We start from the raw sequence: 20,937 nt of genomic DNA, 5'->3' as shown, positions 1-20,937 counted from the left end.
CGCAAGCGCGGCGCATCGAACGAGAAACATTGCGACTTTTCAATACCTTGTTTTTCCTGCACTACACAATCCAGTGCAAGCCCTGCCGCCCTGACCGGTCCGCGACCGGCAGGCCAACCAGCCATCACACCGCCAAGCCCGATGAACGATTCCCCCGGCAGCCATACCCTGCTCTATCTGGCCCTGGCCAGCCTGACCATCATCCTGCTGCTGATCGCCATCATCTGGTCGCACCGGCGCCATCGCGACCCCAAGCTGCGCATCGAATGCCAGGCATCGATCGGAGAGCTGGTGCCGTCGCTGGCCGGCCTGACGCTGGGCACGGCGGTGCCGGGCAATGCGGTGACGGTGCATGAGAACGGCGCCTTCTTCGACGTGCTGGTTGCGCGCATCGGCGCTGCGCGCAAGTCGGTGCATTTCGAGACTTTCCTGTGGAGCGAGGGTGCGCTGGAGAAGCGGGTCGCGGATGCACTGACGGAGCGGGCCCGCGCCGGCGTGCAGGTGCGCGTGATGCTCGATGCGAACGGCTCCGCAAAGATGGGCAAGGCGGCGCGCCGGCAGATGGAAGCGGCCGGCTGCAAGGTCGTCTTCTTCCATGACAATTCCTTTCGCAACATCGGCGTGCTGAATGACCGCACCCACCGCAAGATCGTGATCGTCGACGGCCTCGAAGCTTTCGTCGGCGGCCATTGCATCAAGGATGAATGGCTGGGCAACGCCGAGGATGCGCATCACTACAGCGACGTCAGCGTGCAGTTGCGCGGTCCCATCGTGCATGCGATACAGGGCGCCTTCAGCGAGAACTGGACCGGCGAGACCGGCGAGCTGTTCGTCGGCGAGGATGTGTTTCCGGCGCTGAAACCCGAGGGCGACGTGCTGATCCATGCCGCCTTCGCGAAGCCGGAGAACTCGGCGCCGGCGGTCAAGATCCTGCATCACACCGCGATCTGCCTGGCCAGGAAGCGCATCTGGATACAGAACCCGTACTTCATTCCCGAGCCCGACGCGATCGACGCCTTCGGCCAGGCGGTGGCGCGCGGCGTGGATGTGCGGGTGCTCATGCCCGCCACCAGCGGCAGCGACAACCCCATGGTGCAGCATGCCGGCCATCGCAATTTCGAAAAACTGATGCGCTGCGGCGTGCGCCTGTTCGAGTACCCGGATACGCTGCTGCACCAGAAGATCATGACGGTCGATGGCGTCTGGAGCGCGGTCGGCTCCTCCAATTTCGACGACCGCTCCTTCGAGACCAACGACGAGATCATGCTGGGCATCAAGGACGAAGCCATCGCGCAGCGCTTCGATGCGATCTTCGAAAAATACGCCGCCGGCGCGAGGGAGGTCGACCTGGAGCAATGGACCCGGCGCAGCCTGTGGCACAAGCTCAAGGACCATGCCTTCTACACCATCAACGAGCTGCTGTGACGCCCCTCCCGCTGCCGGTCAGTCCAGCAGCGTCCTGGCCGCTTCGAAACGCTCGGACCAGTAGCGGGTCGCCAGGTTTTCCACCCGCACCCGGCCGCGCGCGCTGGGCGCATGGATGAAGTCGCCGTTGCCGAGATAGATCCCGACATGGGAATAGGAATGGCCCAGCGTGTTGAAGAACACCAGGTCGCCGGTGCGCAGCTGCCCCGGCCCGACCGGCCGGCCCTCGCGCGCCAGCGCGGCGGCATTGCCCTTCAGGGGCATGTCGGCCGCCTCGCGATACACATGCGTGACCAGCCCCGAACAGTCCAGCCCGGCCGACGGATTCTTGCCGCCGAACTGATAGCCGGTCTGGAGCAGCATCAGCGCATACATGCCGACTTCCCGCGCGGCGGGCGACGCCATCGGCTCATCGCGGAAGACGGCGGGGGTGATGCGGTTCGCCGGCGCGCGCGGCGGGCTGGCGCAGCCGGCGAGGATCAGTGCAAGCAGGAAGAGGGCGGGATAAAGGATGCGTTTCATGCGCTTCGGTGCCGGGTGACAGTACGGGATTGGGTGGGAGCGGGTCTGGTTGCCGAGCTTACCTGAACTTCCCGTTCCGCGATGGACGCGGGCGGCCGCCATGCGTATTCCGCCTGCGCCCAACATCGAAAAAACCGATCTGTATTGAAAATTTATTCGACTTGTCCGATGCGCCGGTTTGGCTGACACTGAAACGCATCAACCGTCGTCGTGGCAATGGCGGCAGACGCCGCCACGCTGCCACGCTGCCAGTGGCGCAACGCTGGCCAATGCGCCGGCTTCCTCTGGCCCACTTGCCTCAAGGAGCGATCGTGCAGGACATCGATAGTTTCGCGACGCCGCCGATGTGGGTCGCCTTCATCGTTTTCGTGCTTGCCATGCTGGCACTCGATTTGTTCGTGCTGGGCGGCAAAAAGGCGCACCGTGTGTCGGTCAGGGAGGCGTCGGCCTGGGTGATCGCCTGGGTGACGCTGGCGCTGACCTTTGGCGCGCTGCTGTGGTGGCATCTCGATGGCAGCGTCGGCCGTGAAGTCGCCAACCGCAAGGCGCTCGAGTTCGTCACCGGCTACCTGATCGAACAGTCGCTGTCGGTCGACAACATGTTCGTCTTCGTCATGATCTTCACCTACTTCGCAGTCCCACCCGAATTGCAGCGCCGCGTGCTGCTGTATGGCGTGCTTGGCGCCATCGCGATGCGCGCCGGCATGATCCTGGCAGGCGTCTGGGTGGTGCGGGAGTTCGCCTGGATACTCTATGTGTTTGGCGCCTTCCTGATCATCACCGGCATCAAGATGCTGGTGTTCGCCGACAAGAAGCCCGACCTCGAGCGCAATCCATTGCTGCGCTGGCTGCGCGGCCACATGCGCATCACGGAAGGCTTCCACGGCCAGGCATTCTTCGTGCGCCGGGAAGGCCTGCTGTATGCCACGCCGATGTTCCTGGTGCTGGTGATGATCGAAGCCAGCGACCTGGTGTTCGCGGTGGACAGCATTCCGGCGATCTTCGCCGTCACCACCGACCCCTTCATCGTTTTCACGTCCAACATCTTCGCCATCATGGGCCTGCGCGCACTGTACTTCCTGCTGGCGGACATGGCCGACCGCTTCCACCTGCTGAAGTATGGCCTGGCCATCGTGCTGGTGTTCATCGGCGGCAAGATGCTGGCGATGCCCTGGTTCCACATGCCGGTGCAATGGTCGCTTGCCATCGTCGGCGGCATCATCGCGCTGTCGGTGGTATTGAGCCTGCAACGGTCGCCGCGCAAGGCGCACCGCGTCGCCCATGAGGTTTCCCGATAGGGCGTCGTCGAACCCTGTCCGGTGCAGCCATGCAGGGCGCATCGTCATTGGCGCGGCGCGGCCACCCGGCAGCCGCGTCGCGGCAGGTGGTCCGCACGCGGGAAGGCCGGTGCTTGTCGTATGCGGTGATATGCAACTACAGGAGAAACGCCATGTTGAAGATATTGATTCCAGTTGACGGCTCCAGCAACGCCCGGCATGCCGTGCGGCATGTGCTGCGCCAGTTCCGGTGCAACCCGGCGATGAACATCCATCTGCTGAACGTGCAGCCGCCGTTTTCCCGGAATGTCACCCGCTTCGCCGGCAGGGCGGCCGTCAACGCCGCCCACCAGGAAGCGTCGAGGGAAGCGCTGCAGGCAAGCAGACGGATGCTCGACGAAGCCGGCGCGCCGTACACGGTGCATTACGCGGTCGGCGACAGGGCAAGCCTGATTGCCGAGGCCGCCCAGGACCTGCGCTGCGATCACATCGTGATGGGCACCACGCGAAAGAGCTCGCTGATCCGGACCTTCGAGGACTCCGTCACCAACAAGGTGCTCGAACTGACGACCGTGCCGGTCGTGGTGATCGCCGGCGACCCGGTATCGAAAGCGGAACGTTACGGCATTCCCGCCGGCGTCGGCGCCGGGCTGGCGCTGCTGGTGGCGGCTGCCGCGGAATAGGGCGCAATGCGGCCGGCATGTTGCCTGCCGCATTGCGCATGAAGAAAGGGGAGGCGCCGGCCTGCAGCCACGGAGCCGGCGGAAATCAGGGTTCCCTGAAGAACCCGGAACCTGTAGCAGGCCCCATAACCTGAGATTTTCCTTCCTTACGAATCAAGGCTTTACGGACGGTGGGAAGCATCCTGTGAGATTTTGGGAAGCATAACGTGAGATTTTTCCTCTCACAGTAGCGGCCGCCTAGCCGCCGATTGCCATCTCGACGAACGTCACCCATCGCCATCGCCCATCAACGGAAGCACCCAAAAACTGTCCGTCAAATATGCCTATTTTTTCAGATTTGAAATCACGGGAAATAGCACTGACCGGCCGGCATAGCGTCATTGTGTGGAGATGCACTCGGCGGATGCCGAGGCGGAGAAGATAACGACGGCGGAACCGAATCGGCCAGACGCATCGTGAGCATCACGTTCCACAACCAGCGCACCCGCCAAAAATGAAAAAAGGCCGAAGTCCACAGATAGCCAACCGTCTGCTGCTAGTCGGGTATGGAGCGTGGCCCTTGGGCAAATGCAATATAGCGCGTCAGTTGCCGCTGACGCGCTACTGTTGCCGTAAGTTGATTACGCGCGCAAGACCTCGAAATTCACACTGCGCTCGACGTCCCAACGAAAGCCCTAAACCCGGCTGGCCGCTCGGTCATTTCACTTAAAGCACAGGGATTCTTGGTCCAGATACCTACTGGGCGCGCCGTCACGGACACTCCCTGTCTACTCCAGAGCGATAGTGCCCTCGAATGTCACATTCAATTTGACGCCGGCAATCTCAAGCGTCATCGTGGCAGGGAGCTTTTCATTCCCGGTTATGGCCTTCTCGGCCAGCGCGCTGGCGACCGCTTTCTCGATTTCGTTCTGGGAGCTGACGCCCACCATCTTCAGAAATTTGCGCAGACTCAGGTTGAATGTTTCTTCGTTCATGATTCCCTCTTCCAAATGCCCCTTAGCCCGCTCCCCCTTCCCTACCGTACGTGATTCATATGGGTTGCAGCGGTTGGCCATTTGTCCAGCTGCGCCCGACACACCTCGAGCTCTCGGGACAGCGCGTCGATGTGCGACTGCATGCTAGCGGCCCGCCTAAGCAACTGGCCGACTTGGTCCCAGTATTCATAACCTAGGTCGCCGTCTGCCAGTGCGAGTTCATGGAGCTTGCGAAGGGCGACGTCCAAGTCGATGCGATTGTCTGATGACATCATTTTCCTCCCCGGTTTGTCCGCACCATCCTCCACTCGAAACCCAAAACGACCGCGCCTTTGTCTCGCTTAGTGTAAGCGCTTTCTCCCGCGAGTCGAGTTCAGGTTAGCATGTGCAGAGATTGATGGTCGAAGTTTGAGCAACGGTTTCCGGTCAGTCAATCCCGAATTCGCTTATCGCTTGGCTCGTCGGCAGCGCGGGAGTTTGCATCCTTCAGGATTTGCCGGGTGCGTGACATGCGCCACGAACTCTCTGCGGCAGAGAAATCCCATGTACCGGAGCGAACCTTGTGCTCGACGCCCAACTCGACCCGGCGCCAGGCCGCATCGAAGCCCCATCCTTTGGTGTCGATTTTTCGCTGGGTGTAGAGCGCAAGCTGTTGCGCCAGGTCTTCGCACGCGGCATACCGCTCGTACAGCGCATCGGGCGTCAAACCAGCAAAGTAGCGGTTGTCGACTTTGCGCAGCAGGAGCTTCGGACCCGAGCCTGCAAGCGCGCCCGCCTGCGTCTCCCGCGGAAAATCTTCCGGCATAGCATGTTCATTCGTCTGGCCGCCTCCTGCCGGCCAAGGAACTACGGCGCGGGCACGAACAGGTCGTGTCCGGCCCGCGCCCCGAGCATGGCCAGCCGACCGAGGTCGGCGATTCGAATCAGTCCGCCGCGCATGGCACCATCAGGAAGCGGCTTCGCACCGACCAGTTCGACGCCGGGCAGCAAGCGCGTCAGCGCCGACGACTTTGTACCCATGGAGCGAGCCAGGTCGGCCAGCGGGATATAGCTCTGGCGGAACGCCAGCAACTGATGCGGCAACACGACACGGCAAGGCTGGCCACGACGTTGAATCGACTCGGACGCCAGCAGTCCTTCGTCCACCCAGTGCGCGATGGATTCCCATTTCCAGCCGGTCGCTTTGGCCAGTTGCTGAATCGACATACCGGCCTCGAGCAATGGCGTGCCGAAATACCGCGACACGTCCGCCCTCCGAAAAGACATTTCGTCCAGTGTTCGAGCATGGGCGACGGCTTTCACAGCGCCATTTGCAACGGCCTGCATCAGCGACTCGATGGCCTGCTTCTCGCCCAGGCGCCGGCTGGTCAGTTCCGCCCAGGTGAGGGTCGCATCGTCGGCGACCGCAACGGGTGCGGCCCACTGGTCCACACGCGCATATAAATCCAGCATCGATTGGCGTTCGACCGGGCCGCCTTTCATGAGGTCTTCGCGCCAGCGGATGTCGGACCGGATATCGGACACGGCTCGACCATTTCTTCATATATCGGCCACCTCTTTCCATGTCCGCTCAATTCAGGTACTGCACTCACCACCGTCAAATAACCCCTGACCTTGAATTCCCTTCACGAGAAAGTGAACGAAAGCTTGAGCGATGTCGGCGCCGGAGAGATCGCCGTCGAGTCTGTACCAGCGTGGAATGCTGGTGATCGCGCCCATGAACCAGAATACTGCGAGTTTCGGGTTGCACTCGGCAATAGTTTTGTCGTCTATACCTTCCTGTATTAAGTCGCGCAGGCGAAGATCGAATTGCCGACGGCGCGCCATGATCTGCTTGCGGTCGTTAGGTGTCATCCCGCTGTATTCGTGAAGGACAGCGGAAGCTCCCAGTTCGCTGGCAAAGTCTCGAATGTATATCGACACAAACTTCTCAAGTTTTTCGAGGCCGTTTTTCCCTGTTGTCAGGGCCTTCTCAAGTGCTTCATCGCCGATCTCCATCGACAGCTTGTGGCACTCATACAGCAGCTCCTGCTTACTCTTGATGTAGTGGTACAGAGCTGGCTTGGTCACGTTCAGGCTTTTCGCGATTTCGTCCAGCGAGACGTTCTGGTAGCCGCGATGCCCAAATGCGCGAGACGCCTCCGCGATCACCGCCTGCCGTTTCAGCTGGTATTGCTCATCCTGACTCTTGACCAGATTGTTCCAGCGCCGGGGCGCGGTCGGCTTGCTCTTGGCGCCTGCCTTCTTCGCTTCAGCGCTTTCGATGATGCTTTCTGCCTTGCTCAATTTGCTTCCCTCGTCGCTGTGCGAACACAGTCTACTTGTCGTTAAAAAGTCCTACTAATAAATCAATTATAAAACTTGCGCTCTCGCCACCAAAGCGAGGATGGCACTTTTGGCTGCACCGTAGTTGCGTTTCCGTATCACTCTGACGCGCGCCGCCTCGCTTCCGCGTGAAACACCCCTCCCGGAGGCACCCGCACCACATTCTTACGCTGGACGCGAATTCAACCAAATAGTAATATTATTGAACAATGAGTAAATTATATGCCGGTGCGCGCCGGCGCGCATACCGCGCGGAGGTTGGATGACTATCGTGCATCCTGCAAGCCTTGGCGACAGCCGAATTCCATCGACAGACTGATTGGCACAGCCCGCACCATGACCTTCAAGCGTTCCTGCCGCATTCCCGGCCCGCATGCTCTGCCCGCCATCGTGGCACCGATGTTCCTTGTTTCCGGCCCTGAGCTGGTAAGTGCCTGCTGCAAGGCGGGAGTGATCGGTTCTTTTCCGTCGATCAATGCCCGCACGCCGGAACTGCTGGAGGATTGGCTGCTGGACATCGAGGCCGCGCTCGCCGGCGGCCGCGCGGCGATGCCGGAAAAACCCGTGGCACCCTACGCGGTCAATCTGATCATGCATTCCAGCAACAGCCGGCGTGATACCGATCTCGCCATCCTCGCACGGCATCGCGTGCCGCTGGTCATTGCCAGCGTTGGTAACCCGGAACCGGCGGTCGGCGCGATACACGGCTATGGCGGCAAGGTGTTTTGCGACGTGGCGACGGTCAAGCACGCGCGCCGCGCCATTGAGGCGGGCGTGGACGGCCTGATTCTGCTGTGCGCCGGCGCCGGCGGCCACTCGGGGTGGATCAACCCGTTCGCCTTCCTTCGGGAAGTGCGTGACTTCTTCGATGGCCCTCTCGTCCTGGCCGGAGGCATCACAGACGGCCGGGCGATACGGGCCGCGCAATTGCTCGGCGCCGATGGCGTTTACATAGGCACACGGTTTCTTGCGGCCCAGGAAAGCCTCGCCTCAGCAGACTATAAGGCCACCCTCGCGACCAGTAGCGCCGACGACATCGTGCTGACCACTGCGGTCAGCGGCTTGCCCGGCAACTTCCTGCGCAGCAGCCTGGAACGCTATGGCCTGCATCCGGAGCACGGCGGCATCCAAGCCTTCCGCATCCCGGATGGGGAAAGCGAAGGCAAGCGCTGGCGAGATATCTGGAGTGCCGGCCATGGAGTGGGTGCCGTGCGCACCGTCGAGCCGGCTGCCGCGATCGTGCAGGCGCTGGTCGAGGAATTCGACCGGTCCGCTGCCTAGGCGCCCTGCCTTTCCTCACATCCAGGCCAGAGCCTGTCCGCCGTCGACCGGTATCGCCGCGCCTACGATATAGCGGCCGGCGTCGGACGCCAGTAGCAGGGACACGCCGTCCAAGTCTTCCTGTTTGCCGAAGCGCCGCAGCGGCGTGCGCTTGAGCAAGCCCTCCTGGAAATCGTGCAAGGCGTCGTGCATGTCGCTTTCGATCGTGCCGGGGCAAATCGCGTTGACACGGATTCCCTTGCCCGCCAGTTCGAGCGCCATCACTTTGGTCAGGTGGATCAAGCCCGCCTTCGACGCGGCGTAGCTCGCTAGCCAGCCGCCGGCGCGCATGCCGGCCACCGAAGCGATATTGATGATCGTTCCCGCGCGCCGAGATATCATGCGGCGGGCCGCCTCCTGTGCGACCAGCATGGCGCCCTTCAGGTTGGTATCGAAGATGCGCGCGATTTCCTCTTCCTTCTGTTCGACGAAAGGGCTGGCGTGGATGACGCCGGAGTTGTTGTAGAGGATGTCGATAGGCGTGCCGCACTGCTGTTCAGCACGATCGAACGCCGCCGCGATCGTCTCCGTCCGGGTGACGTCGAGATAGACGCCATGGGCGGAGTGACCTTGTTCGCGCAAGGCGGCGACCGCGGCCTCAATGCGTTCCATGCGCCGAGCCGCCAGCACCACGGTGGCGCCCGCGCGCGCGAAAACGGTAGCGACATGCTGGCCGATCCCGCTCGAGGCGCCGGTGATGAGTGCCGTTTTGGCGCGCAGGCTGAACAGATTTTCCATTGGATTTTCCTTGAATGTCGCGCTGCCGCTGGCTACGGCGAGCGCGGCAGAATGGCTCAGGGCTGGCGGCCGATCCATTGCGGACGGCGCTTTTCGACAAAGGCGCGAATGCCTTCCCTAGCGTCGGCATGCGCCATGTTGCGCGCCACTACTTCGCCACAGTACTCGTAAGCATCTGCCAGCGGCATGGGCAATTGGCGATAAAACGCCTGCTTGCCGAGCGCCAACGTGTAGGTCGACTTGCTGCCGATCTCGCTTGCCAGCGCCGCCACCGCCGCATTCAGCTCGGCGGTCGGCACTACCTGGTTGACCAGGCCGGCGCGCAACGCGAACTCGGCGTCATGTAAGCGGCCAGTGGCAAGCATTTGCATCGCGTGCTTGGGTAGGACGCCACGCCCGAGTGCCACCATCGGCGTCAGGCACCACAAGCCGATGTTCACACCAGGCGTGCCAAATTGGGCGTCGCTGGCGGCAATTGCCAAGTCGGCGCTGGCAACCAATTGGCAGCCAGCGGCGGTGGCGACGCCTTCCACACGCGCGATTATGATCTGCGGCTGCTCGCGCATCGCTTGCATCATGGCCGAGCAGCGCACAGAAACAGCCTTGAAGAATTCAGGATCCGTTTCACCATTGAACTCGTTCAGATCGTGTCCGGCGCAAAAAATTCTTTGGCCGACACCGCTCAGTACGATCACACCGATGCCGGTTTCCGAGCGCAGTTCGAGCAGGCGCCGGTGCAGCGCATCGATCATCGCCACCGACAGGCTGTTGCCGCGCTGCGGCCGGTTCAGGGCTAGAAAGCTCACCGCGCCACGGTCCGAGCGGGTAACCAGTTCCTCCTGCGAATCAGTCATGCTTTCCTCCTCCATGGTTTCCCAGCTCAGCCGAGCCAGCGCTTGCGACGACGGTAATGCTTCATGTCACGATAACTCTTGCGTTCGCCATCCATGGTGAGGCCGAGGTAGAACTCGCGCACATCCTCGTTCGCCTTTAGGTCGGCGGCGGCGCCTTCAAGCACGATGCGGCCGTTTTCCATAACGTAGCCGTAATCCGCCAAGTCGAGCGCAACGCGCGTGTTCTGTTCCACGATCAATAGCGTGAGGCCGCTCGCCTTCAATTGCGCCAGCAAGGCATACACTTCTTCGATCATCAGCGGCGCCAGGCCTAGCGAAGGCTCGTCAATCATCATCAGCTTGGGGTCAGCCATCATGGCGCGGCCAATCACCAGCAACTGCTGTTCGCCGCCCGACAGATAGCCCGCGGTACGCCCGCGCAAAGCTGCGAGGCGGCCGATGCGCTGGTACACCTGGTCCAGGCGCCGGCGCGCCTCGGCGCCGCCCACCATGTGACCGCCGACGATAAGGTTCTGCTCGACCGTCATGTGTCGCAGCACCTGCCGACCTTCGGCCACATGCACGATGCCGTGCCGGACGATGTGCGCCGGCTCCTGATTGGTCAGCGGCGCACCATCGAAGGAAATGCCGCCACCTGAAACCCGGCCGTCCTCGCAACTGATCAGGTTCGAAATGGCCTTCAGGGTCGTGCTTTTACCAGCCCCGTTGGCGCCTAGCAAGGTTACGCATTTCCCTTTCGGAACCTTAGCCGAAATTCCTTTCACGGCGAGGATGACGTCGCTGTACAGCGCTTCCACGTTATTCAATTCAAGCAAGTGTCTCTCCCAAGCAGTTCACGCGCCCCGCAAGGGGCGGGGCGCGTCACGCAGGTCTTACCATTTGTTCAGGACAGGAACGGCCACGTTTTGGTCCACGATCGTGTACTTGCCGCCTTGCACCGTGCCGATGTTCACCGTCAGGCCGCGCGTTGGAAACGGCGCGTCTTCGGAATAGGTCAACGTCGGCAGTACGCCGAAGCTTTGCTCGGCTGTGATCGGGGTCGTCACCAGCGTCTTGCGCACGACTTCGCCGGTCAGCTTGGTCGGACCCACCGCCTTTGCCGCGTTTTCGATCGTGCGCACCGCCACGATCGCCTGGTTCAGGCCCATTAGGCAGGGAACGTTGTAGCCGGCGGTGACCTTGTACTTGTCGCGCAGCTTTTCATAAAAGCCGCGCGCCGTGGTCTTGTCCTCGGTCGGGATCGCCATGCCGTAGGCTTCGTAATTGCCTTCCATTTGCGCGAGACCGCCGATGGCCTTGCCGGACGCCAGCAGGCTGTTATGGGCACTCATCATGATGGGGATGTTGGTCTTGCCCAGGCTTTGCAGTGCGCGCCGGGTCGCTACCACCGCCGCCGTGTTGGTCTGGATCTGGATGACTTCCACGCCTTTGCGCACCAGGCGTGCCACCTGGGGTGTCAAGTCCGTCGGCTGCACTTCGGTGTAGATAGTTTCAACCACTTCCAACAGCTTCGGGTTTTCCTTGGCGTACTTCTCCATGCCCTTATGGATATCCACGTAGGCGGGCGAAGCTTCCGAGGAGATGATGCCCAGCTTCAGGGCACCGTCGCCGCCGCGTTTCTTGCGGAACCACTCCATGAAGGCTGTCGCTTCGTGCGGATAGGTGGGACGCGCATTAAAAACCCAGGGATTTGGCTTCCAGCCGTAGCCGTAGCCGGCGGTGGCCATGATCATCGGCACCTTGTCATTAGGCAGGCGCTCCTGCAACGCCGCGGCATCCGGTCCGCCGATGCCGAACACCAGGATCGGATTCAATTCCGATTTGGCCCCTGGCCACAGGCTCGCCACCTGCGCCACGTCGTAGCGGGTGTCGTAATCCTTAATCTTCAGCGCCACGCCCAGTTCCTTCCCGACTTCGGAGTTCCACCAGTCGACGACCCCGCGGCGACAGCCAGTGACGTCCTTCATGATGTCGGCGTAGGGGCCGGTGAAATCGGCCAGCCCGGCGAGGTTGTAGGTGGTCTGGGCCTGCGCTCCGGCGGCGGCAAACAACATGCTTAACCCTCCAGCCGCGGCGAACATCCAAGCACGCGACTGGACCGGACGTTTGTTAAATTTTTTATTGAAAGCACCCATTTTTCATCTCCTTGATAGTTATTGAACAAACGCACCGACAAGGGAGACGGCGTATCTTGCCGCTCCCATTTTCTTCAATAGGGAAATGGCCACAAGCGGTAGGAGCGCTTGATGGTTTGCCATCTGTGCATCAGGCCGCGCGGCTCGAAAATCAAGAAGCCGGCGATCATCGCCCCCAGGAAGATGTTCATGGCGGCGAATACGATGTCACCACCCAGGAACGGCACAAGCTCCACGATGGTGGAACCGGCCGAACTGATGATTTCCTGCGACAGCTTGATCACCAGCACACCAATCAGGGCGCCGGTGATTGATCCGACGCCGCCGACGATGATCATGGCGATTAGCCAGATTGAGTGAAACAGCGTGAATTGATCGACCGCGACGAAGCGCACGTAATACGCCCATAAGCCACCGCCAATGCCGGCATAAAAGGCGCCCAGCAGAAATGCCACGGCCTTGGTTCGCACCACGTTGATTCCCATCATCCCGGAAGCGACATCGTCGTCGCGTACCGCCAGAAAGGCGCGTCCGTGCCGGCTTCGCGCCACGCTGTAGGCCCCGAACAGCATAAGCGCCGCCACCGCTAAGCAGAGGTAGTAGATCGAGTGGTCCGAATCGAAACGGAACCCTAGAATCTCCGCCGGCTGTACTGTGATGCCGGCCGAACCACCGAGCCAGGAAGCGGGCAGGTTGAGCACCAGGAAATGGAACAGAATCTGAGCCGCGATCGTTGTCAGGGCCAGGTAGAAGCCCTTGATGCGGACCGCCGACATGCCGAAGATAAAGCCGAATACGGCCGCCGCCACGCCGCCCACCGGCAACGCTGCCCAGATCGGCCATCCGGCCTTGCTGGCCAGGATTGCTGTGGTGTAGGCGCCGACGCCCATGAACGCGGCTTGCCCGAGGTTGATCTGTCCCGCCAGGCCGGTGTTAATCTGGAGGCCGAGCACCACCACCACGGTGATGAGCATGGTGGTCACGATGGCGACGATGCGCGGCTCGAACAGCAGCGGCATGGCCATCATGAACAGCGCGAACAAAACCAGGGTCCAGCGCTGCTTGGAAGTGCGGATCAGCGCCTGATCCCCGGCAAAGCTGGTTGCGAATACGCCTGCTGGATCCATGATTTATACCCTCTCGATAGTCTTCCAGCCGAACATGCCGGTTGGCCTGATCAGCAGCACTAAAAGCATGATGACGAACGGCAGCACGGAACCGACCGCACCGCCCACCAAGGGATCGAGGTAGGCCATGGCCAGCCCTTGGACGATGCCGACCAGCAGCCCCGCCAGCAACAGACCGCCGATCGATTCGAGGCCGGCCAATAGTGCGACCGGCAAAGCGGCCATGCCGATTTCCGAGGTCAGCAGGTTGAGCGATTTCCCGCTCAAGTAAACGATCGCACCCAAGGTCGAGAGCACTGAACCCAGGGCCCAGGCGAATGCCACCGAGCGCCGCACCGAGATTCCCATCGACATCGCGACCTGGTGGTCTTCCGCCACTGCGGTCATGCGCAGGCCGGCCCGTGTCTTGTTGAAGAACCAGGACAGGCTGAAACCGATGACGATGGTCAGAAGTCCCCCATAGAACAATGAGCGCGGAATCAGCAGGTCGCCGACCATGATTGGCGCCAGGGGAAACACGATGGGGAACGGCCGCACCTGGGGACCAAAGGCAACCAGGATGACGCCGCGGATCAGGATCAGCAGGCCAATGGTTACCATCACCATCGAGAAGACCGATTCCCCGACTAAGCGCGAGAAAAACAGACGCTCGATCAGAAGGCCGAATGCGGCGGCGGCGGCAAATGCCAAGGGCAGGCCGGTCCACATCGGCAGGCCGAGCTCCATGACCATCCACCAGACCAGGAAGCCACCGAACACGACCAGCTCGCCCTGGGCAAAATTGAACACTTTGGAAGCGCGGTAAATCACCACGAAACCCATGGCGATCAGTGCATACAGCAAGCCGATCAGTGCGCTGTTGATCAGGTAATTCAGAAACTCAATCATGCTACCCTCCGCTGAACGACAGCTTTCCCGTGCCGCTGCGCGGGTGTCTCGCTGTCGTGAATGGCTACCTGGGCGGCCAGGCTGCCTTGGCGCCCGTCCTGATAAGTGACGGGGATCTTGATATCGACCGCATCGGCCCCGGCGTACAAACCGTCAATCACGGCGGCGTAACGCTGCTCCAGGAATTCGCGCCGCAGTTTGCGCGTACGCGTCAACTCCCCCTCGTCCGGGTCTAGCTCCTTGGGGAAATTGGCGAAACGGCGAACCCGCGCATGGGCCGGCAGGAAGGAATTGACACGCTGTATCTCGGTGCGCAGCAAGTCCGCCACTTCGGGCTTTTGCGACAAGTCAGTGAAGGTGGAAAAGCTGAGATTCTTTTCCTCGGCCCAGCGCGACACCACGTTCATGTCGATATTGATCAGTGCCACCACGAACTCGCGCGTGGCGTCGCCGACCGTCATGATGTCCTTGATGAACGGACTGAAGCGTAGCCGCGTTTCGACGAATTGCGGTGGAAAGCTTTCCCCCGACGCCAAGCGCCGTAGATCGCTCATGCGCTCCAAGAACACCAATTCGTCGCGTCCGCTGCGCGTGACCGCGTCGCCGGTGCAGAACCAGCCGTCGACGATCTTTTCGGCGGAGGCGTCGGGACGCCGGTAGTACCCGCGGAAGTGCGTGCCACCTCGGAGCTGCAACTCGCCTTCCTTCGTCAGTTGCCATTCCAGCGGCGCATCGGCATCGGGATGAGCGCGCAGCCAGTGCCCAACCGTTTCCAGGTCGTAGCAGTCGCCCTGATGCATGGTCAGCAGGCCGGTTTCTGTTGATCCGTAGATGTTACGCAAAGGCACGCCGATCGCATGGAACATGCGAAACACGTCCGGCGCCATGGTCGAACCACCGCAGCCGGCAATCCGGAGGCGGGTCAGACCCAGTTGATCGCGCAACGGCCGCAGCACTAGCGCCTCGGCCAGCGGGAATGCCAGCCGCGCTCGCGTGCTGATCGGCCGCCCCTCCAGGCGTGCGACATTGACTTCGTGGCCCACGCTTAGGCCCCACTCGTAGACGCGGCGGCTGATCTTGCCGGCATCAAGCATGCGCGCCTGCATGGTCGATGCCAGGCTTTCCCACTGGCGCGGCGCGAACACCATCGCTTCCACTGCCAGTTCGCGGATATTGCTCAGCACCTGTTCCGGCCCCTCCGGAAAATTCACCACGAAGGGCAGGCCTACGCCGAGCGTGATGCCGATGATCTGCTCTGTCGCCCAGGCTGGAGCGATATAAGTGAGATATTCCATGCCCGGCTTGGCGCCGGTGGCGTCGATGACGCGCTGCGCATTGTCGATCAGGTACTTGTGGCTCAGGATCACGCCCTTGGGCTTGCCGGTTGTCCCTGAAGTGTACGAAAGCACCGCGATGTCGTCGGGCTTGCCCTCTTGCAAAAAGGCACGGTACAGCTCAGGCTGTTCGCGATGCAGGCGCCGGCCCTCCTCCTGCAATCCGGCCACCGTGCGCAGCACATCCTCGCGATAGGACCACATGCCGGTATCGTCCCAATAGGCGATCCCTCGCAGGAGCGGTAGACGGTCCCTGATAGCCAAGCCCTTGTCGACCTGCTCCTGGTCCTGGGCGAATAGGTACACCGTTTCGCTGTCTTCCAGAACGTAGGCAACCTCCTCCGCTGTCAGGTCGGGGTAAAGTGAGACGACCTTGCAACCCAGTGCCTGAGCCGCGAATTCAGCCCAGAAGTGCTCGGGTTCGTTTTCACCGATGATGGCAATCGTTTCACCGCGCTGCATACCGAGTCGATGCAGGCCGAGTGCCAGCTCGCGCACGTTTTCCTGGACCTTGGCGAAGCTGAACTCACGCCAGATACCGCGATATTTGTGACGCTGCGACAGGCGCTCCGGCGTCCGGTCCGCATGCTGCTGGAGCAGTTGCGGAAGCGTTGACATGGGTAACATCATTTTCCTCCGTCGCCAAGATAGGCCTTCAAGACCGCCGGATCGACCTGGATCTCGGCGGGCGTACCATCCGCGATCTTGCGGCCGAAATCGAGCACCGCGATGCGATCGGCCAGATCCATGACGACACCCATGTCGTGTTCGACCAGCACGACTGGAATGCGCTTTGCCTCCCGCACATCGAGGATGAAGCGGGCGAGGTCCTCCTTCTCTTCCGAGTTCATGCCCGCCATCGGCTCGTCCATCAGCAAGATCTTCGGTTCCTGCGCCAGGGCGCGACCAAGATCGACCCGCTTGCGCAAGCCGTAACCCAGGCTTCCAACCGGCTGGTGCCGGATCGACTGAATTTCCAGCAGCTCGATGATTTCTTCGACGATTTCGCGATGCGCGAACTCTTCGCGCTGGGTGCGGTTGAAATAGAAAAACGCTTCGGGCAATGTGGCGCGCATGTGGATGTGGCGGCCTACCATGATGTTGTCCACCACGCTCATGCCGGAAAAAATGTGTGTACCCTGGAACGTCCGGGCCAGCCCTGATCGCGCGATCTCGTGGACTGGCTTGCCTTTGATGTCCTGCTGGTTGAGCAGGATCCGCCCCTGCTGCGGGCGATAGAATCCGCTCAGGCAATTCATCAGGGAAGTCTTGCCGGCACCATTTGGGCCGATGATGGCGAACAGCTCGTCGGCGCGGACTTCGACCGACACATTGTCGAGCGCAACGATGCCACCGAATGCCATGCGGATTCCCTCCGCGGCCAGCACCACGGGCGCACCTTGCGTCGCGGCCCGGGGCGCGCTCATGCCGCCCCCGCTGCGTTGATACCTTGTCTCATCTCGTCTCCTGTCGTTTTATTCGCAGCGCCGGCGCGTAGCCCACGTGCCGCAGTTCCTTCTCTGCCGGCGCTCCTCCCAGCGCCTCCGGCGTGGCGATCCCGCTAACGGGTGCCGACGCGACCGCCGCCGTCGATGCTGATGGTAGTGGCGTTGATATAAGAGTTTTCCACGATATGGCGCACCAGGCCAGCGAACTCCTCCGGCTGCCCCATGCGCGCCGGATACAGCACCATGTTATTGATGAGCTTGTCCGCCACCTTAGGCGGCATGCCCGCCGCCATGCCGGTATCGAATAGGCCTGGCGCGATCGCCACCATGCGGATGCCATGCTCGGCCAGGTCGCGTGCGATAGGCAGGGTCATGCCAATGACGCCGGCCTTGCTGGCGCTGTATGCAGCCTGCCCCATTTGGCCCTGCCAGGCGGCGCCGGACGCGGTGTTGACGATGACCCCGCGGTCGCCGCTCTCATCCGGTTCGTTTCGCGACATGGCAAGCGCCGCATGGCGGATCATGTTGAAGGTGCCGCTCAGGTTCACAGCGATAACGCGTTCCCACAATTCGGTCGGGAACATCTGGCCTTTCGACAATGTCTTGCAAGGGCCGAGGATGCCGGCGCAATTGACCACGATATGGATGGCGCCGTGCAGCTCCAGAACGGTGTCGATACCAGTCTTTATATCGGCCTCGTTGGCGACATCGACCGCCAGTCCTTTGATATCCGGAGCCAGCGCGGCCTGCACAGTCTCGGCATCCAGGTCGAAGCCCACCACCCTGGCGCCCGCTGCGGCCAAGGCCTTGCAGGTGGCCAATCCTAGGCCAGAAGCGGCTCCCGTGACGACGGCGACTTTGTTGTTGACGTTCATGTACTAATTTCCTTTTTGTCTGAAGTAAATGTCTATGAAACGGCCTCTCGGGTCGGGCGCGCCTTTCCTATTGAAGTGGCGCTCGATCAGTTACACTGAGCGCCACTGGCCCTGCCAGTACTTTTCCCGTATGTCGCGCTTGAGCACTTTGCCGACAGCGCTGCGTGGCAGTTCGTCCCAGAATTCAATGCTTTTCGGTGTTTTGACGCTGCCGAGCTCGCGCTTGCAGAGAGAAATGAGTTCATCGCCGCTAGCCTGATGGCCAGGTTTCAGCTGGATTACCGCCTTCACCGCCTCACCCCATTTCTCGTCGGGCACGCCGACGACGGCGCAGTCCAAAACAGCAGGATGAGTGTTGATCACCGCTTCGATCTCGCTCGGAAAGACGTTGAACCCTCCACTGACGATCATGTCTTTCTTGCGGTCGACAATGGTGATTAGCCCGCGCGCATCCTTGATGCCGACGTCAGTGGTGTGATGCCAGCCGAATCCAGACACTTCTGCCGTTTCCTCCGGCTTCTTGTAATAGCCCTTCATCACCATCGAAGATCGCACCACAATCTCGCCCTTTTCGCCGGGAGCGAGCAGCTTGCCGTCGTCGTCCATGATTTCGACGCGGGCATAGGGAACGGCGCGCCCGGCTGAGCGTAGCGCCTCCTCATCGAAGCTGCCGTCTGCACGGATGTAGTCCTCCGGCTGCTTGGCCACTACCGGAAACAGACATTCACTCTGGCCGTACACCTCATAAATCACTGGCCCGAACACCCGCACCGCTTCCTTCAGCTTTTCCGGCGCAATCGGGGCGGCGCCGACAGCCAGGCAACGTAGCGGGCTTAGGTCCGTCATCGCGACTTGCGGCGTCGCGAGCAGGGCGTACACGACGGTAGGCGGCATGAATAGATGGGTGATGCGCTCGCGCTCGATCGTGGCCAGAACCGCTTGCGCGTCGAAGCCGGGCAGCACCACCGTGCAAGCGCCGCGGGCGGCGCCGGCCAAGGTGATCATGGCGGCGGCATGCGTCAGAGGCGCGACGGCCAGAATACGAGAGCCCGAGTCAATCTTCAGCATATCGAAGATGGAAATCAGGGTCATTTCCAGCGAGCGGTGGGAATGTAGCGCACCCTTTGACGGGCCAGTCGTGCCACCGGTCGGCTGTAGTACCGTCGCTCGCTGGGGGTCTTCTGGCATAGCGACGTACGGCTCGCGATGTGCGGCAATCCAGGTGTCTAGGAACTCCCCGTGCTCGGACGGCCGATCGATGCAGATGAAGCGCTGCACTTGCGACAGGTCAGCCTTCCAGGACGGCACAAGATGCTCGAAGCTGCTATGGAAAAAAATCAGGTCGCAGTCGGCGTATCCCAGCATCGCCAGATTGGTGGCGGGTGAATTTCGCGTATGCAATGCGACCCATACCATGTCCGCCCGGTTGACCGCAGTCTGTAGCAAACTTATGCGGTAATCGTTGGGCGCATAGATCGCGATATGAGCACCGTCGCGTAGCCCCGGCTCACGGGTCAGAGCGTGCGCTGTGGCGTGCACCATTGCCTGTGCCTCTTTGTAGACTAGGCGTGTTCGCCCATCCACGAAGGCTTCATGGCGCGGAAAGTTCGCCGCGACCGCGTCGAAATAATCTGCTAAACGCAATTTTCGTCTCCTCGTCTAAGCTGCGTCGCCGGTCTGCGCCAGCTTGCAGCTTGCGATTGATGTTTTAGCGACCCAGGATGGTGACGCAGGCGACCGCCTCTTCGATGCCCTGAAGCCCACCACCGTTTTCAGCCAGCGCCAGTCGCGCGCCGGCCACCTGCCGGACACCGGCCTCGTTGCGTAACTGGGTCACCAACTCATGCACCTGGGCGATACCGGTGGCGCCTACAGGGTGTCCCTTGGACTCCAGGCCGCCGGAGGGATTGACCGGAATCCGACCGCCAATGCTGGTTTCACCGCGCTCCGAAAATGGGCCGCCTTCACCGAACTCGCAGAAACCGAGATTCTCGATCTGAATGATTTCTCCCATCGCGGTGGCGTCATGAACTTCGGCCACCGAGATGTCGCGCGGCCCCACGCCGGCCAGATCGTATGCGCGGCGCGCAGCCAGGGCGGTGCAGTGATTGCGGTATTCGGCATCGTCACGGTCTGACCCGGTATGGACGATCGAGGCCAGTACACGGATCGCGCGCGACGGGTCGATATTCCAGCGCTTGAGGCCCGCTGCGGTGCAAACGACGGCGGCGGCAGATCCGTCGGAAATCGGCGAGCACATCGGCAAGGTCAGCGGATAGGTAATTGGAGGGGCCGCCAGAACCTCGTCGGTCGTATATGAATTGCGATATTGCGAGAGGGGGTTGTGAACGGAGTGAGCGTGATTCTTAGCTGACACCGCGGCAAGCTGTCTTTGCGTTGTGCCAAAGCGCTTCATGTGCGCGCGGGAGAACGCAGCATACACATCCATGAAAACGCTGTACGGCTTGGACGAGACGCTTCCCTCTGGGACCGCGACACCCGCACCAAGTTGCAGCAAGCGCTCGCGGATCTGCTCGGCCTCGTGCACGTCCCAGGCGCTGTCAAACACCGAGAACATGCGGTCGCGGTCAGCTGAGTACATCTTTTCAGTGCCGACTGCCAGCGCCACATCGGCGGCTCCGGCGCGCAGGTGGTTAACCGCAAGAGTGAAAGCGCTGCTTCCGCTGGCGCAAGCATTCTCTACGTTGACAACCGGGATGCCACCCAACCCCATCGCGCGCAGTGCCACCTGACCACGAATCATGTGTTGGCCTTCCATGTGGCCCTGCGACGCATTGGCGAAAAAAGCCGCTTCCAGCGCCACCTTGCCAAGCCCCGCATCGGCCAACGCCGCTTCGACCGCCTGTCGGGTCAGGGCCTTCATGCTGACATCCAGGTGGCGTCCAAACGGCGTCATGCCAACGCCCACCACATAAATCTGTTCCATGTGTCACTCCTCCATCATCCAGATTGTTTTCTTTGTCTGCACAACGGCCTTGCAGACACCATACA

General features: G+C 61.5%; 20 protein-coding genes. 4 read left to right on the top strand and 16 right to left on the bottom strand.

Going from position 1 to position 20,937, the window contains the following annotated elements:
- The first annotated feature begins 141 nt into the window (after positions 1-141).
- Entirely contained in the window at positions 142-1,425 is a 1,284-nt protein-coding gene (locus ABC383_RS14605) for a phospholipase D-like domain-containing protein (protein WP_413014826.1), read from the top strand.
- Between the two features lie 18 nt (positions 1,426-1,443).
- On the opposite strand, the gene ABC383_RS14600 is transcribed toward ABC383_RS14605, so the two are convergent.
- Positions 1,444-1,947, bottom strand: coding sequence for a C40 family peptidase (locus ABC383_RS14600; RefSeq protein ID WP_413014825.1), 504 nt, complete (start codon positions 1,945-1,947; stop codon positions 1,444-1,446).
- A 344-nt stretch (positions 1,948-2,291) separates the two neighbouring features.
- Here ABC383_RS14600 and ABC383_RS14595 point away from each other — a divergent pair, with 344 nt between their 5' ends.
- Positions 2,292-3,245: a TerC family protein gene (locus ABC383_RS14595; protein WP_413016375.1), complete on the top strand. Its 954-nt coding sequence runs from the start codon at positions 2,292-2,294 to the stop codon at positions 3,243-3,245.
- A gap of 152 nt (positions 3,246-3,397) precedes the next feature.
- A complete protein-coding gene (locus tag ABC383_RS14590; RefSeq protein WP_413014824.1) occupies positions 3,398-3,907 on the top strand; it encodes a universal stress protein in 510 nt (169 codons plus the stop codon).
- A 767-nt stretch (positions 3,908-4,674) separates the two neighbouring features.
- Here the strand turns inward: ABC383_RS14590 and ABC383_RS14585 are convergent.
- From ABC383_RS14585 to ABC383_RS14570, 4 genes are all read right to left on the bottom strand, one after another.
- The gene (locus ABC383_RS14585; RefSeq protein WP_041862738.1) at positions 4,675-4,881 is read right to left on the bottom strand and encodes a DUF6494 family protein; all 207 of its coding nucleotides are present in this window, start codon (positions 4,879-4,881) and stop codon (positions 4,675-4,677) included.
- Positions 4,882-5,311: 430 nt separating this feature from the next.
- Positions 5,312-5,686, bottom strand: coding sequence for a hypothetical protein (locus ABC383_RS14580; RefSeq protein ID WP_163967585.1), 375 nt, complete (start codon positions 5,684-5,686; stop codon positions 5,312-5,314).
- A gap of 41 nt (positions 5,687-5,727) precedes the next feature.
- Entirely contained in the window at positions 5,728-6,405 is a 678-nt protein-coding gene (locus tag ABC383_RS14575) for a hypothetical protein (protein ID WP_235953549.1), read from the bottom strand.
- Between the two features lie 51 nt (positions 6,406-6,456).
- Positions 6,457-7,167: a TetR/AcrR family transcriptional regulator gene (locus tag ABC383_RS14570; RefSeq protein WP_163967584.1), complete on the bottom strand. Its 711-nt coding sequence runs from the start codon at positions 7,165-7,167 to the stop codon at positions 6,457-6,459.
- A gap of 261 nt (positions 7,168-7,428) precedes the next feature.
- Between ABC383_RS14570 and ABC383_RS14565 the strand changes: the two genes are divergently transcribed.
- Positions 7,429-8,487 (top strand): NAD(P)H-dependent flavin oxidoreductase, encoded by a 1,059-nt coding sequence (locus ABC383_RS14565; RefSeq protein ID WP_413014823.1) that lies wholly within the window; start codon positions 7,429-7,431, stop codon positions 8,485-8,487.
- 15 nt (positions 8,488-8,502) lie between these two features.
- On the opposite strand, the gene ABC383_RS14560 is transcribed toward ABC383_RS14565, so the two are convergent.
- The 11 genes from ABC383_RS14560 to ABC383_RS14510 form a co-directional block, all read right to left on the bottom strand.
- Entirely contained in the window at positions 8,503-9,264 is a 762-nt protein-coding gene (locus ABC383_RS14560; protein WP_163967582.1) for an SDR family NAD(P)-dependent oxidoreductase, read from the bottom strand.
- A gap of 56 nt (positions 9,265-9,320) precedes the next feature.
- The gene (locus ABC383_RS14555) at positions 9,321-10,133 is read right to left on the bottom strand and encodes an enoyl-CoA hydratase (RefSeq protein ID WP_205609869.1); all 813 of its coding nucleotides are present in this window, start codon (positions 10,131-10,133) and stop codon (positions 9,321-9,323) included.
- 11 nt (positions 10,134-10,144) lie between these two features.
- Entirely contained in the window at positions 10,145-10,933 is a 789-nt protein-coding gene (locus tag ABC383_RS14550) for an ABC transporter ATP-binding protein (protein WP_163967580.1), read from the bottom strand.
- Positions 10,934-10,990: 57 nt separating this feature from the next.
- On the bottom strand, positions 10,991-12,253 hold the full coding sequence (locus ABC383_RS14545) for an ABC transporter substrate-binding protein (protein ID WP_012248125.1): 1,263 nt from the start codon (positions 12,251-12,253) through the stop codon (positions 10,991-10,993).
- Between the two features lie 74 nt (positions 12,254-12,327).
- Positions 12,328-13,380, bottom strand: a complete 1,053-nt coding sequence (locus ABC383_RS14540; RefSeq protein ID WP_163967579.1) for a branched-chain amino acid ABC transporter permease — start codon at positions 13,378-13,380, stop codon at positions 12,328-12,330.
- Between the two features lie 3 nt (positions 13,381-13,383).
- Positions 13,384-14,268 carry a branched-chain amino acid ABC transporter permease gene (locus ABC383_RS14535; protein ID WP_163967578.1) on the bottom strand — a complete coding sequence of 295 codons (885 nt, stop codon included), beginning with the start codon at positions 14,266-14,268 and terminating at the stop codon, positions 13,384-13,386.
- Positions 14,265-16,220: an AMP-dependent synthetase/ligase gene (locus ABC383_RS14530; RefSeq protein ID WP_205609868.1), complete on the bottom strand. Its 1,956-nt coding sequence runs from the start codon at positions 16,218-16,220 to the stop codon at positions 14,265-14,267. Before ABC383_RS14530 ends, ABC383_RS14535 begins: the two co-directional genes overlap by 4 nt.
- 8 nt (positions 16,221-16,228) lie before the next feature.
- Complete coding sequence (locus tag ABC383_RS14525) at positions 16,229-17,029, bottom strand: ABC transporter ATP-binding protein (protein WP_012248120.1); 801 nt, start codon at positions 17,027-17,029, stop codon at positions 16,229-16,231.
- A gap of 134 nt (positions 17,030-17,163) precedes the next feature.
- The gene (locus ABC383_RS14520; RefSeq protein WP_163967577.1) at positions 17,164-17,925 is read right to left on the bottom strand and encodes an SDR family NAD(P)-dependent oxidoreductase; all 762 of its coding nucleotides are present in this window, start codon (positions 17,923-17,925) and stop codon (positions 17,164-17,166) included.
- Between the two features lie 90 nt (positions 17,926-18,015).
- Entirely contained in the window at positions 18,016-19,569 is a 1,554-nt protein-coding gene (locus tag ABC383_RS14515) for a class I adenylate-forming enzyme family protein (RefSeq protein WP_163967576.1), read from the bottom strand.
- A 64-nt stretch (positions 19,570-19,633) separates the two neighbouring features.
- Positions 19,634-20,872 (bottom strand): thiolase family protein, encoded by a 1,239-nt coding sequence (locus ABC383_RS14510; protein ID WP_163967575.1) that lies wholly within the window; start codon positions 20,870-20,872, stop codon positions 19,634-19,636.
- Positions 20,873-20,937: the final 65 nt, after the last annotated feature.

The organism is Noviherbaspirillum phoenicis (assembly GCF_047237965.1).
Taxonomy (GTDB): domain Bacteria; phylum Pseudomonadota; class Gammaproteobacteria; order Burkholderiales; family Burkholderiaceae_D; genus Noviherbaspirillum_A.
Note: the sequence above shows the minus strand (reverse complement) of the source record. Positions and strands in the feature narration are given on the sequence as shown.

Coding starts and splice junctions, on each gene's coding strand:
- ABC383_RS14605 (WP_413014826.1), top strand. CDS start 142: ATGAACGATTCCCCCGGCAGCCATACCCTGCTCTATCTGGCCCTGGCC.
- ABC383_RS14600 (WP_413014825.1), bottom strand. CDS start 1,947: ATGAAACGCATCCTTTATCCCGCCCTCTTCCTGCTTGCACTGATCCTC.
- ABC383_RS14595 (WP_413016375.1), top strand. CDS start 2,292: ATGTGGGTCGCCTTCATCGTTTTCGTGCTTGCCATGCTGGCACTCGAT.
- ABC383_RS14590 (WP_413014824.1), top strand. CDS start 3,398: ATGTTGAAGATATTGATTCCAGTTGACGGCTCCAGCAACGCCCGGCAT.
- ABC383_RS14585 (WP_041862738.1), bottom strand. CDS start 4,881: ATGAACGAAGAAACATTCAACCTGAGTCTGCGCAAATTTCTGAAGATG.
- ABC383_RS14580 (WP_163967585.1), bottom strand. CDS start 5,686: ATGCCGGAAGATTTTCCGCGGGAGACGCAGGCGGGCGCGCTTGCAGGC.
- ABC383_RS14565 (WP_413014823.1), top strand. CDS start 7,429: ATGCCGGTGCGCGCCGGCGCGCATACCGCGCGGAGGTTGGATGACTAT.
- ABC383_RS14560 (WP_163967582.1), bottom strand. CDS start 9,264: ATGGAAAATCTGTTCAGCCTGCGCGCCAAAACGGCACTCATCACCGGC.
- ABC383_RS14555 (WP_205609869.1), bottom strand. CDS start 10,133: ATGGAGGAGGAAAGCATGACTGATTCGCAGGAGGAACTGGTTACCCGC.
- ABC383_RS14545 (WP_012248125.1), bottom strand. CDS start 12,253: ATGGGTGCTTTCAATAAAAAATTTAACAAACGTCCGGTCCAGTCGCGT.
- ABC383_RS14540 (WP_163967579.1), bottom strand. CDS start 13,380: ATGGATCCAGCAGGCGTATTCGCAACCAGCTTTGCCGGGGATCAGGCG.
- ABC383_RS14535 (WP_163967578.1), bottom strand. CDS start 14,268: ATGATTGAGTTTCTGAATTACCTGATCAACAGCGCACTGATCGGCTTG.
- ABC383_RS14530 (WP_205609868.1), bottom strand. CDS start 16,220: ATGTCAACGCTTCCGCAACTGCTCCAGCAGCATGCGGACCGGACGCCG.
- ABC383_RS14525 (WP_012248120.1), bottom strand. CDS start 17,029: ATGAGCGCGCCCCGGGCCGCGACGCAAGGTGCGCCCGTGGTGCTGGCC.
- ABC383_RS14520 (WP_163967577.1), bottom strand. CDS start 17,925: ATGAACGTCAACAACAAAGTCGCCGTCGTCACGGGAGCCGCTTCTGGC.
- ABC383_RS14510 (WP_163967575.1), bottom strand. CDS start 20,872: ATGGAACAGATTTATGTGGTGGGCGTTGGCATGACGCCGTTTGGACGC.